The sequence below is a fragment of the Paraburkholderia tropica genome (assembly GCF_914484835.1).
Taxonomy (GTDB): Bacteria; Pseudomonadota; Gammaproteobacteria; order Burkholderiales; family Burkholderiaceae; genus Paraburkholderia; species Paraburkholderia tropica_A.
On the sequence record NZ_CAJZAR010000036.1, the window covers coordinates 18,997 to 32,046 of the forward strand.

Sequence of the window (13,050 nt, forward strand, 5' to 3'; positions counted from 1 at the left end):
GTTCCCCGCATTCCCCCTGTTTTCCCATGCGAAACTGGATCACTCTGGCCGAAGCCGCCCGGCAACTCGGCGTGCAAGCGCAGACCGTCTACGCCTACGCGAGCCGCGGCAATATCGCCGTGATGCCCGACCCGCACGATCCGCGCAAAAGCCTCTATCGCGCCGACGACGTCGCGCGCCTGTGCCGCAAGAAGCAGGTCGGACGCAAGCGCGAAGCGCTCGCGGCGGGCACGATCTTCGGCGCGGAGCCGTGCATCTATAGCGGCATCACCACGTTCTCGAAGGGCCGCCCGTACTATCGCGGACGCGACTCCATCGCGCTCGCCGACCACGCCACGCTCGAAGACGTCGCCACGCTGCTCTGGCACGCGCGCGCGCCCGTGACCTTCCCCTTCGAGGCCGACGACGCCGCGCCGGAAGGCGAAACGCGCGGACGGCAATGCGCGTTCACCTCGCTCGCGGCGCTCGCCGCCAACGGCCACTCCACGCTCGGCCGCACCGACGCCGCCCTGCACGTCGAAGCAGGCCAGCTGGTCGCGGCCGTCGCGCGGGCATTCGGCGCAAGCGCTAGCTCAAACGGCGACGACGCCATGCCGGTCCACGCACGCCTCGCGCTCGGCTGGAATCAGGACGCCCACGGCGCCGAGCTGATCCGCAAGGCGCTCGTGCTGGTCGCCGACCACGAGATCACGAGTTCGGCGTTCGCGGCGCGCATCACGGCGTCCACGGGCGCCTCGCTGCCCGGCTGCCTGCTCACGGGCCTCGCGACCTTGTCGGGGCCGCTGCACGGCGACGCGTCCGGGCGCGTGCGCGCCGTCTTCGACGACGTGAACCGGCTCGGCGCGGATCAGGTCGTCACGCATCATCTGCAATCGGCGATTCCGGTGCCGGGCTTCGGTCATCATCTGTACCCGGACGGCGACCCGCGTGCCGCCGCGCTGCTCGACGCGCTGGAGCCGCCCGCCGAACTCGCCGCCTTCATCGCCAAGGTCGTGAAGCTCACCGGCCTCAAGCCGACCATCGACGTCGCGCTCGCGACGCTCGCGGCGCAATTGAATCTGCCGCGCGACGCCGCGTTCGCGCTGTTCGCCACGGCGCGCTGCGTGGGCCTGCTCGCGCACTGCATCGAGCAACTGCGCGTGGGCAAGGTGATTCGCCCGCGCGGACGCTATACCGGCCCGCCGCTCGAAGAAGAAGCGGGCCCGAGCGCGCCGCGCCGGGGAAAGGTGGCCGCGCCCGACGAAAAGACCTTGCAGAAAAATCGTCTGTTCAAGGTCGCGGGCAGTTGAGTCGAGCCAGGCTGAGTCGAACCCGACTCAGCGCGCGATCGCGAAGCGTTAGCGCGCCTGTGCGCGCAACACCTTCGCGGCCGCGACCATCTGCGTCAGCGCCGGAATCACCTCGGCCCACTGGCGCGTCTTCAGGCCGCAATCCGGGTTCACCCAGAGGCGCTGCGCCGGAATGCGCTCGGCCGCCTTCTGCATCAGCTGAACGATATGCGCCTCGGTCGGAATATTCGGCGAATGAATATCGTAGACGCCCGGCCCGATTTCGTTCGGATACCTGAAGGTATCGAAGGCATCGAGCAATTCCCTATCCGAGCGCGAGGTCTCGATCGTGATGACGTCCGCGTCCATATCGGCGATCGACGCGATGATGTCGTTGAACTCCGAATAGCACATATGCGTGTGGATCTGCGTTTCGTCGGCCACGCCATTCGCCGCGATGCGGAACGACTCCACCGCCCAGCCCAGATACTCGCTCCATTGCGCACGGCGCAGCGGCAGGCCTTCGCGCAGCGCGGCCTCGTCGATCTGGATCACGCGCACGCCCGCTTTTTCGAGGTCGAGCACTTCCTCGCGGATCGCCAGCGCGAGCTGCTGGCACGACACCGAGCGCGGCTGGTCGTCGCGCACGAACGACCAGTTGAGGATCGTCACCGGGCCGGTAAGCATGCCCTTCATCGGCTTGTTCGTGAGCGATTGCGCGTAGGCGATCCACTCGACCGTCATGGCCTTCGGGCGGCTGATGTCGCCGAACAGAATGGGCGGCTTCACGCAGCGCGACCCATAAGACTGCACCCAGCCGAACTGGCTGAACGCGTAGCCGTCTAGCTGTTCGCCGAAATACTCGACCATGTCGTTGCGCTCGGCTTCGCCATGCACGAGCACGTCGAGTTCGAGCGCTTCCTGTTCGCGCACGCTGCGCGCGATTTCGGCGCGCATCGCGGCGCGATAGCCCGCGTCGTCGAGTGTGCCGCGCTTGTACTGGCTGCGCGCCTGGCGGATCTCGCCGGTCTGCGGAAACGAGCCGATCGTGGTGGTCGGGAACGCGGGCAGCTTCAGCAACGCGGCCTGCTTCGGCGCGCGTTCCGCATACGCGTGCTGACGATGGCCAAGCGTCGCGTCGATACGCGCGAGGGCCGCTTTCACCGCCGGATTGTTCACGCGCGGCGAGTGGCGGCGCGCTTCGATGGCGGCGGCATTCGCCGCGAGTGCATCGGCCACGGCTTCGCGGCCTTCGTTGAGCGCGCGCGCCAGCAGCGTCACTTCGTCGAGCTTTTGCAGCGCGAAGGCGAGCCACGAACGGATCTCCGCGTCGAGCCGGACTTCGCTCGCGAGATCGACGGGCACATGCAGCAGCGAGCACGACGGCGCGATCCACAGACGTTCGCCCAGTTCGCGCGCGAGCGGCGCGAGCCAGTCGAGCGCGGCGTTCAGATCGGTCTTCCAGATGTTGCGGCCATTGATCGCGCCAACCGACAACACGCTCGTCGCGGGCAGCTTCTGCGCCGCCAGCGCGACTTCCTCGCGTGCGTTGACCGCGTCGATATGCAGGCCGTCGACCGGCAAGCTGCACGCGAGATCGAGATTCTCTTTCAGCTCGCCGAAATACGTCGCGAGCAGCAGCTTGACGCTGCGTTCCTCGAAACCTTCGTAAGCGCGCACGAACGCCTCGCGCCACGCCGGTTCCAGTTCGGTCACGAGAATCGGCTCGTCGATCTGCACCCACTCCACGCCCAGCGCGTTGAAATGACTCAGCAGCGCGCGGTACACGGCCATCAGGCGCGGCAGCAGCGCGAGCTTGTCCGAGTCGTCCTTGGCCTTGCCGAGCCACAGATACGTGAGCGGCCCGACGATCACCGGCTTGGCCTTCACGCCCTGCGCCTGCGCTTCGCGCAGTTGCGCGGCGAGGCGCGCGGTGTCGAGATTGAACTGCGTATGCGCCGTGAATTCGGGGACGATGTAGTGGTAGTTCGTGTCGAACCACTTCGTCATTTCGCCCGCCGCCACGCCGCCGCAGCAGGCCGCGTGATCGTCCGCGCCCGCCGCCGAGCGGCCGCGCGCGACGCGGAAGGCGTTGTCGAGCGCGTCGCCGTGAAAATCGCGCACGCGTTCGGGCAGATTGCCGAGCGTGAAGCTCATGTCGAGCACCTGGTCGTAGAACGAGAAATCGCCGACCGGCACGAGATCGAGCGCGCGCTGATTCGCCCAGTGGCGCGCGCGCAATTCGGCGCCGAGCGCCGTGAGTTCGTCGCGCGACGACTCGCCCTTCCAGTAGCGCTCAAGGCCGAATTTCAGTTCGCGTTGCGCGCCGATGCGCGGGAAGCCGAGGTTGTGTGTCGTGACCATTGCGCTGCCATCCGATAAAAAGGTTCCGAAGTGGCAGCGATGATAGGGCTTACGGTCGATGAATAAAAATGGCATTATTTCATCTATCCATTAGAAATTTTCATCTGAAGTCCAATCCGTCGCTCCATGCTCGAACGCATACACCTCGTCATCGTCCGCGAAGTGGCCCGCCAGGGCTCGCTGACCGCGGCCGCCGAAACGCTGTTCCTCACGCAGTCGGCGCTGAGTCATACGGTCAAGAAAATCGAGCAGCAGCTCGGCACCGCGATCTGGGACCGCGAGGGCCGCAGCCTGCGGCTGACGCAGGCGGGCCGCTATCTGCTATCGCTCGCGGAACGGCTGCTGCCGCAGTTCGAAACCGCCGAGGCGCGCATGAAGCAGTTCGCGGCGGGCGAGCGCGGCACGCTGCGCATCGGCATGGAATGCGCGCCCTGCTATCAGTGGCTGCTCAAGGTGGTGTCGCCGTATCTGGCGCGCTGGCCCGACGTGGACGTGGACGTGAAGCAGCGTTTCCAGTTCGGCGGCATCGGCGCGCTGATCGGTTTCGACATCGACGTGCTGGTCACGCCCGATCCGCTGAACCGGCCCGGCCTGCGTTTCGAACCGGTGTTCGACTACGAGCAGGTGCTGGTGGTCGCCGAAAACCATCGGCTCGCTCATGCGCGATACATCAAACCCGAACAACTCGTGGATGAAACGCTCATCACCTATCCGGTGGAAACCGACCGGCTCGACATCTACAACCAGTTCCTGCGGCCCGCGAACATCATGCCGCGCCGTCACAAGACGATCGAAACCACCGACATCATGTTGCAGATGGTCGCGAGCCATCGCGGCGTGGCCGCGCTGCCGAAATGGCTCGCCGAGGAATACGCGGATCGCATGCCGCTCGCCATCGTGAAGCTCGGTAAACAGGGCATCGCCAAGCAGATTTTCCTCGGCACGCGCGAAGGCGACGCGTCCGTCGATTACCTCGGTTCATTCGTCGAATTCGCGCGCGAATCGAACTGGCAGGCGCCGCGCATGAAGCGCTGAATGCATGCGGATCGCCATAGGCGAAATCGTTTGTCACACGGCTTGTTCCGATGTCATCCGCGTGAGACGACAGCAATCTTTTTTTATCAGTAGAATGCTGCAAACGTATAGGCGCGCAGTGTTTCGAAACCGGCTACAGGACCGGCGAAGCAAGCGGGTGGTGCCAACGCCTTCCATACCGTCGCGATGTGACGCGTATAAGGCAAAGGCATCACTCCTTGCCACGGTTTAGCCACCGATTTCGAACCCATTTCCTGTGGTACTTACCTAGCCGCAATACCGTGTATTCCAAAACGCAAATCGATCCGGTAGTGAGCTTCCGCAACTCGCAGGGCGAGCAGGTGCGGGGCACGATCATCAATCTCCAGCGCAAGTCCCTGGTGATGGAGGTCTATAACCCGTACTCGATTGTCCAGGTCAGCGAGGTGCTGAGCGACCTGTCGGTCAAGATGGGCGTGGAGCAGGCCTATGCGGGCAAGGCCGTCGTCATCAGCATGGTCAATACCGGCCTGACCGCGATCGTCTCGGTCACGCTGATCGACGAATGGCGCGAACTGAGCGGCGGCGTGCTGGAGCCGCGCGCGGTGGGCGAGGAAGCGCGCCGCTTCGCGCAGGACTGGGCCGAGCGCTTCCAGATCCGCCGCGACTATCAGATCGCGGTCAACCAGCTGCGCGCGTTCCTCACCGACATGTCGCGCTGGGTCGAACAGGCCGATCTGGCCGACACCTTGCCGAAGGAAGGCAAAAGCCTGCGCGAAGACTTCTTCCTCGAACTGGCCTCGCCGCTGATGCAGCGGACCAAGGTCTATTTCGACGAATTCGAAGGCGAGGCGCGCCTCGTCGACGAAGAACTCGCGCCCGCGCATCGCGCGTTCGCCCAGGCGGCGCTCCATCCGCTGCTGCTGCGCTCGCCGTTCGTGTTCCGCACCTTCACGAAGCCGCTCGGTTATGCGGGCGACTATCAGATGGTCAACCAGATGCTCGACGACCCGCGCCAGGGTCCGAGCACGTACTTCCAGATCGTCAACGCGGCCTTCCTGCAAACGGCCGTGGCGCGCGCGCACCGCAACCGCATCGAGCTGCTGGTCGATTACCTCACGCGTCTCGCCAACGCCGCGCGCGCCGCCGAGCGGCCGTTCCGCGTGCTCAACGTGGGCTGCGGTCCCGCGCAGGAAATCCAGCGCTTCATCGAGGAATACGACGAGCCGCAGTGGCTCACGTTCGAGCTGCTCGACTTCAGCCAGGAGACGCTCGACTGGACGCGCAATCGTCTCGGCTCGCTCGCGCAGAGCCTGGGCAAGCCGATGAGCATCAGCTACACGCACGACTCGGTCCACCATCTGCTCAAGCGCCGCATGGACGCCGACGCGCCCGACACGCGCGTGTTCGACGCGGTCTATTGCGCGGGCCTGTTCGACTATCTGTCCGACAAGGTCTGCGCGCGGCTGACCCAGTATTTCGCGAGCCGCACGCGCCCCGGCGGCCGCCTGCTGGTCACCAACGTCCACGCCGACAATCCCGAACGCCTGAGCATGGAACACGTGCTGGAGTGGTACCTCATCTATCGCAACGAGGCGCAGATGGCCGAGATCATGCCGGAGGACGGCGGCGAGCCGCGCCTGTACACCGACGCGACCGGCGTCAACGTCTTCGCCGAAGCGGTGATCGGCCAGCCTTGCGCTGCCTGAGATGAGTACCTCCCTCGTTGGGCTGCAAACGACCTATCGCGAGGAGCTGCGCGACTACCGGTTGTTGTGCAGCAAGGCCGGTGGCCTGACCGTGATCGTGCTCGTGCTGATGGGCATGGCGATGGATTACGTCGTCTATCCGTCCGAGCAGCGAACCTTCGCGTTCGTGCGCGCGCTCACCAGCGTCGCCATCGGCCTCGCCCTGCTCGCGCTCTACACGCAGGCCGGACGCCGCCACGTGCAGGTCATCACCTTCGGCTGGCTGCTGCTGCCGCAGGTCATGATCTCGTGGATGATCTACGCCACCGAAGGCGAAGCCTCGCTGTTCTACGCCGGCCTCATGCTGACGATCTTCGCGGTGGGCATCCTGTTCCAGTCCGGCGCGTGGCAGACGCTCGCCTTCGGCGTCGCCACGGTGGCGCTCTATTACGTCGCGTGCGCCGCGCATCCGGGCGGCATCGAAGACGTCAGCAAGTTCCAGTTCCAGCTGATCCTGATCTTCTTCTGCGCGCTCGCGAGTTCCATCTATACGTACTTCAACGAGAAGGGCCGCTTCCAGCTCTTTCGCCTCAAGGACGAAGTCGCGAACAAGAACGAGCAGCTCGCGCGCACCAACGAGAACCTCGCGCAGATCAAGGGGCAGTTGTTGCAGCAGGAGAAGATGGCCGCGATCGGCACCTTGTCGGCGGGGCTGCTTCACGAGGTCAACAACCCCGTGAATTTCTGCCTGATGGCGATCGAGATTGCGATGGAGGAGCCGCAGGTCAAGGACAGCGACTCGCTCCAGGAATGCCTCACCGACGTCAAGCAGGGCATGCACCGCATCCAGCACATCGTCTCGGACCTCAAGACCTTCGCCTACCGCAAGCCGGGCGCGGCGGCCGACGACGTGCCGTTCCTGTTCGAGAAGGCGCTCGATTCGTCGATCCGGCTCAGCGCGCACGAACTGCGCGGCGTGACCGTCACGCGCGAGCTGCCCGCCGACACGCTCGTGCTCGGCGACGAAGCCGCGATCATCGGCGTGCTCATCAATCTGTTTTCGAATGCGGCGCTCGCGATGCACAAGGCGCATACGGCGTCGCCGAAGGTGCACGTGACGGCGCAATGGCGCGACGAGCGGCTGCACATGAACGTGCGCGACAACGGTCCGGGCATTGCGCCGGAAAATCTCGCGCGGGTGTTCGAGCCGTTCTTCACGACGCGCGAAGTCGGCCAGGGCCTCGGCCTCGGCCTGTCCATCAGCTATGCGGTGGTCGAGCGGCACGGCGGCACGCTGTTCGCCGAAAGCCAGTTGGGCGAGTGGACCGCGTTCAACTTCGACCTGCCGCGTGTGGAGTGAGGCCGAGATGAGCGAAACCCAGTCAGCACGCCCGACGGTCGTCTATGTCGACGACGAGGAATTGGCCCGCAAGTATTTCGCGCGCTCGGCGGGCAGCGCCTATGAAGTGCTGCTCGCCGACGGCGCCGACGAAGCTCTGTCGATCCTGCGCAGCGAGGGCGCGCGCGTGTCGGTGCTCGTGACCGACTTCCGCATGCCGGGCCGTCACGGCGACGAGCTGCTGCGGGAGATAGCGCGCGACTATCCGCATATCGTGCGCGTGCTGGTGACGGCCTACGCGGACAAGGACGCGCTGCTCGACGCGCTCGCGTCCGGCGAGGTGTTCCGCATCCTCGAAAAGCCGCTGGGCGTGAGCACGGTCCGCGAGGTGCTGGCCGAGGCCACGGCGGCGCGCCCGACGTGATGCGGCGCTCGACGATCGCGCCGCCTGCCGCTGCCCTTGTCATTGCACCGAACATGGCCCGCTTTCAGCCCCGCTTTCAGGCCCGCTTCCAGGCCCGATGTTTCAGGCGCGAGGTCCCGCGATTCGCGACGCTGGCAGCCCCCTATTTGAAGAATCGAATGCACAGGAGTGTTTCATGAGCCACACGATTGCCAGCCAGACGCCGCCCCCGGCGATTCTGTTCGTCGACGACGAAGCCACCGCGGTCAAATACTTCGAGCGCGCCATCGGTGCGATCGCGCCGGTCGCGACGGCCGGCTCGGTGGACGACGGCAAGGCGATGCTCGACGCCCACGCCGGCAGCCTCGCTGTGCTGGTGTCCGACCAGCGCATGCCGGGCGAGTACGGCAACGAACTGCTGCGTTACGCGCGCGAGCGCTATCCGCACGTCGTGCGCATTCTGACCACGGCCTATTCGGAACTCGATCAGACCGTCGAGGCCGTCAATCAAGGCCAGATCCATCGCTATATCAAGAAGCCGTGGGACATCACCGCGCTGCGCATGGAGATGAAACAGGCGCTCGAACTCGCGGGGCTGCGCAAGGAACGCGATCAGCTCGTGCGCGAAAAGCTCGGCGTGATGCAGACGCAGACCGTGGCCACGCGGCTCGGCATCGTCCAGACGCTGTGCGCGAGCCTGATCGGCCCGGGGCGCTTCCAGCCGGTGGAAACGTATCTGGCGGGCGCCGATCTCGCGGGCACGGGCAACGTGCAGCCCGACTGGCAGCGCATGGATTACGCCGATCTCGTGCGCGCCGAAAGCGAATCGAGCGGCCGCTTCGGCCACGCGGTGGCCACGCGGCTCGCGCAACTGCGCACGCAACTGGCGGGACGCAGCGCCGCCGATGCCGTGCAGGTGGTCGCCGACGCGCTCGGCGAGCGCGTGCGCGGCAGCGGCGATGCGCTGATCTGGGCCGCGCCGGACACGCTCAGCGAATTCCTCGCGCGGCCGGTCGGTCAGTCCGTTTCGGACGCGCACGCGGCCTGGCTCGCCTGCCTGCTGTGGATCGAGGAAGCGGGCGGCGCGCTGCAGTTCGGGCGCGACGCGGATCTCCTCCTCTGCCGCGCCGCCCCGCGCGCCGACAGCTTCGCCGCCGACCGTCTCGCGGTGTGGATCGAACGGTTTGCGGAACGCGCATTCGAGCAGACGCGCGTTTAAAAGCGCATTCGCTGAATTCAAACGGACGCCGCACGAGCGTCCGTTTTTTATTAAATAGCCGAACCTTTCAGCCGGTATTCCCCGCTTTAAATCCCCAGTAAATCTGTAATATTTTCTGACGCTGCGCAATCGCGCAAACGTTTAACCGGCGCTTACAGTTCACGACTCGATCATCGCGCCCCAAAAATCCCGCAAACACCCGCCCCACCAGGCTTTCCAGGTTTTTCCCATCCGTTTAATCGCGCCCTTTTATTAAAAAGGCACGCGCAAACCTTTGCGTAAGATTACGAAATGAAAAACCCAATATTTCATCTAAGTTAATACTTAATTTCGGATCCTTAACGCCGATAAACCCGCTGGCGGAATACAAGACCAGTTCCGCCTCGCCCCGGTCGTTTTCGTCGCGCCTGGAGCGAGTGCAAAGGAAAGACGGGGAAATCGAACAATGAATCAGGCATACAACGTAGTCTGGAACGCGAGCCAGGGGACGTGGCAAGCGGTATCGGAACTCGCGAAGCGACACGGGCTGCACTCCGTGTCGAACGGCACGACGGCGCGCGCGTCGGCAAGCGTGTGGCGTCCGGCGCTCAGCGCGCTCTCGCTGGCGGTATCGGCGCTGGCGATGACGGCGCCGACGAGCGCGTACGCGGTCAGCTCTGCCGTGGGCACGACCTACACCAGCGGCGACCAGACGATCGATTCGGCCACGACGGTGAGCGGCACGGCCACCGGCGTCGAGACCGACGGCAGCATCGGCACGCTCACCAACAACGGCACCATCACCGGCGGCACGAACGCGATCTACAACCTTAGCGGCAGCTCGATCGCGTCGATCATCAACGCCGGCCTGCTCTCGGGCAACTACGGGGTGTACAGCGAGGGCACCATCGGCGTGATCGACAATCAGTCGACCATCACGGCCAACAACAACTCGGGCATTTACAATGTTCTCGGCTCGATCACGTCGATCGTGAACGAGTCCGGCGCGCTGATCCAGGCGCACAACACCGGCATCCGCAACACCGGCACGATCGACACGATCACCAACGACGGCACGATCATTGGCACCACGTTCGCGGCCATCGACAACTCGCCCGGCACGATTGGCTTGATCAGCAACACCGGCGTGATGGAAGGCTCGACGTACGGCATCTTTAACGGCAGCGTCACGAGCTCGATCGGCACGATCGAAAACAGCGGGACCATTGCCGGTACGAGCACGGGTACCGTCTACGGTATCTACAACCTCGGGACGATCGGCACGATCGACAACGACGGCGCGATCTCCGGCTATATCGGCATCTACAGCGACAGCACCGGGACGATCGATTCGATCAACAACACCGGACTGATCAGCAGCAACTACGAAGGCGTCGACAACCTCGGCTCGATCGGCACGATCAGCAACAGCGGCACGATCTCCGCCGGCTACTTCGGGATCTATAACGTTGGCACGATCGGCTCGATCGACAACAGCGGCACGATCACCGGCACCGTCATCAGCGGCGCGAACTACGGCATCTACAACACCGGCTCGATCGGCGCGATCGACAACAGTGGCACGATCATCGGCAAGACCATCGGTCTCGGCGGCAGCGTCGGCATTGACAACCTCGGCTCGATCGGCTCGATCGACAATAGCGGCGAGATCTCCGGCTATTTCGGCATCTACAACGGCAGCGTCGGCACGATCGATTCGATCAACAACACCAGCGTGGTCAGCGGTAGCGTGTACGGCGTCGACAACCTCGGCTCGATCGGCACGCTCACCAACAGCGGCACGATCACGGGCAGCAGCTACGCGATCGTCAACGCCGCGACCGCGTCGATCGGCTCGATCGTGAACACGGGCGTGATCGCCGGCAACATCGAGAATGCGTCGAGCAACGCGCTGACGATCAGCGGCGGCACCGGCACGATCTTCGGCACGCTGACGGGCTACAACGGCACGGTCGGCACGATCACCAGCACCGACGCCGACCTCGTGTTCGACTCGGGCAACCTGCTGCTCAACGACTCGATCAACGTCGGCACCAACACGGTCTACAACAACAGCGCGACGCTCGAAGTCGACAGCGTCACGACCATCACCGGCAACTACACGCAAGGCCAGGCGGCCACGCTGCTGATCGGCGTGACGAGCGGCGCGATCACTACCGGCAGCCTCACCGACACCGGTTATGGCCGTCTCGTGGTGTCGGGCAACGCCACCATCGCCTCGGGTTCGTCGGTCGAACTCAAGAGCACGACGGGCGGCTACAGCTTCGCCGCGGGCCAGCGCTTCGTGGTGGTCGACGCGACCGGCACCGGCACCTATAACGAAGGCACGCTCAACTACTCGATCGCGGGCGTCACCGCCACGCTGAGCGGCACCTCGGTGACGACCTCCGACGGCCACACCGACCTCGTCGTGACCGTCGACAGCGTCGGCACCACCACCAGCTCGACCGGCGACGGTTCGTCGAGCGGCAGCGGCTCGTCCAGCGGCTCGTCCAGCAGCTCGACGACCGACTACACGAAGGTCGCGACCCAGGCCAACGCCTCGAACGCAATCTCCGGCCTGCTCGGCTACACCGGCGTGAGCAACGCCGCCCTGCTGAACCTCTACGACGCCGCGATCTCCTCGCTCGCCACGGGTTCGAGCAGCACCGCCAACCAGCTCGGCAAGCAGCTCGGACCGCTGCAGACGCAGTACGCCGGCTCCGCCGCAACGCTCGACGCAGTCGGCGTGGTCGGCGCGCACATCGACGCGCTGCGCATCGCGCACTCGTCGGGCGCCACCGGCCTCTCGACCGGCGACAGCCCGACGCACTGGACCGCGTGGGGCCAGGCATTCGGCGGCCACGCAAGCCAGGCTGAACGCGACGACACCGACGGCTACAGCGCCAACTACGGCGGCCTGCTGCTCGGCGCGGACCGCAGCGTCGGCGACAACTGGCGCGTCGGCGGCGCGTTCGACTACTCGCACACGGCGATCAACTTCACCGGCAGCGAGTCGGGCGACAGCGCCGACGTGAACGCCTACGGCCTGATCGGCTACGCGAGCTACTCGGGTTCGCCGTGGTATGTGAACCTCTCGGGCGCGGCCACGCTGCAGCACTTCGACACCACGCGCGCCGTGAACATGACGGGCTATAGCGGCGTCGCCTACGGCAGCTTCAGCGGCCAGCAATACGTGGCGCGCGCGGAAGCCGGCTGGCCGCTCGCGGTCGCGGGCATGACGCTCACGCCGCTCGCGAGCCTCACGTACAGCTACCTGAACGAAGCGGGCTACACCGAAACAGGCGGCAACGGTTCGGCGCTGACGATCGGCGGCGAGCATTCGAGCTCGGTGCGCAGCGCACTGGGCGCGAAGCTCGAAAAGTCGTTCGGCACCTCGTACGGCGAACTCGTGCCCGAACTGCGCGTGCAGTGGATCCACGACTACAATCGCACGCGTCAGACCACGAGCGCGAGCTTCGCGGCCGACCCGACCGGCGCGACCGCGTTCACGACGCTCGCGGCCACGCCGCTGTCGAATCTCGCCGATGTGTCGATCGGCGTGACGCTGGTGCGCGCAAGCAACCTGAGCGTGTCCGCACGCTACGAATTGCAGGCCGGTTCCGGGTTCATCTCGAACACCGGTATCCTGCGTCTGCAACAGCGCTTCTAATGTCGTCGCCGACATAACGCAAGCCTGACGGTCCGCCTGCCGCGCCGCCCTCACGGGGCGCGGCAGGCGGACCGAACGATTCAACCCTCGCCCGCCGGGCCAC

The 13,050-nt window shown here is 65.4% G+C and carries 8 protein-coding genes; 7 read left to right on the top strand and 1 reads right to left on the bottom strand.

All coding sequences use genetic code 11. The features are described 5' to 3' along the window. Positions 1-26: 26 nt before the first annotated feature. Positions 27-1,289, top strand: coding sequence for a citrate synthase (locus LDO54_RS07330; protein WP_224008669.1), 1,263 nt, complete (start codon positions 27-29; stop codon positions 1,287-1,289). 48 nt (positions 1,290-1,337) lie between these two features. Here the strand turns inward: LDO54_RS07330 and metE are convergent, their stop codons facing one another. Beyond that, complete coding sequence (gene metE, locus LDO54_RS07335) at positions 1,338-3,632, bottom strand: 5-methyltetrahydropteroyltriglutamate--homocysteine S-methyltransferase (protein ID WP_224008671.1); 2,295 nt, start codon at positions 3,630-3,632, stop codon at positions 1,338-1,340. A 126-nt stretch (positions 3,633-3,758) separates the two neighbouring features. Here metE and LDO54_RS07340 point away from each other — a divergent pair, with 126 nt between their 5' ends. From LDO54_RS07340 to LDO54_RS07365, 6 genes are all read left to right on the top strand, one after another. Then, on the top strand, positions 3,759-4,667 hold the full coding sequence (locus tag LDO54_RS07340; RefSeq protein WP_224008672.1) for a LysR family transcriptional regulator: 909 nt from the start codon (positions 3,759-3,761) through the stop codon (positions 4,665-4,667). A 281-nt stretch (positions 4,668-4,948) separates the two neighbouring features. After that, positions 4,949-6,355 (top strand): class I SAM-dependent methyltransferase, encoded by a 1,407-nt coding sequence (locus LDO54_RS07345; RefSeq protein ID WP_224008675.1) that lies wholly within the window; start codon positions 4,949-4,951, stop codon positions 6,353-6,355. 1 nt (position 6,356) lies between these two features. Next, positions 6,357-7,694, top strand: coding sequence for a sensor histidine kinase (locus LDO54_RS07350; RefSeq protein WP_224008677.1), 1,338 nt, complete (start codon positions 6,357-6,359; stop codon positions 7,692-7,694). Between the two features lie 7 nt (positions 7,695-7,701). After that, entirely contained in the window at positions 7,702-8,097 is a 396-nt protein-coding gene (locus LDO54_RS07355; RefSeq protein WP_224008679.1) for a response regulator, read from the top strand. 175 nt (positions 8,098-8,272) lie between these two features. Beyond that, positions 8,273-9,295 (top strand): response regulator, encoded by a 1,023-nt coding sequence (locus LDO54_RS07360; protein WP_224008681.1) that lies wholly within the window; start codon positions 8,273-8,275, stop codon positions 9,293-9,295. A 445-nt stretch (positions 9,296-9,740) separates the two neighbouring features. Then, positions 9,741-12,947, top strand: coding sequence for an autotransporter domain-containing protein (locus LDO54_RS07365; protein ID WP_224008683.1), 3,207 nt, complete (start codon positions 9,741-9,743; stop codon positions 12,945-12,947). The last annotated feature ends 103 nt before the right edge of the window (positions 12,948-13,050 follow it).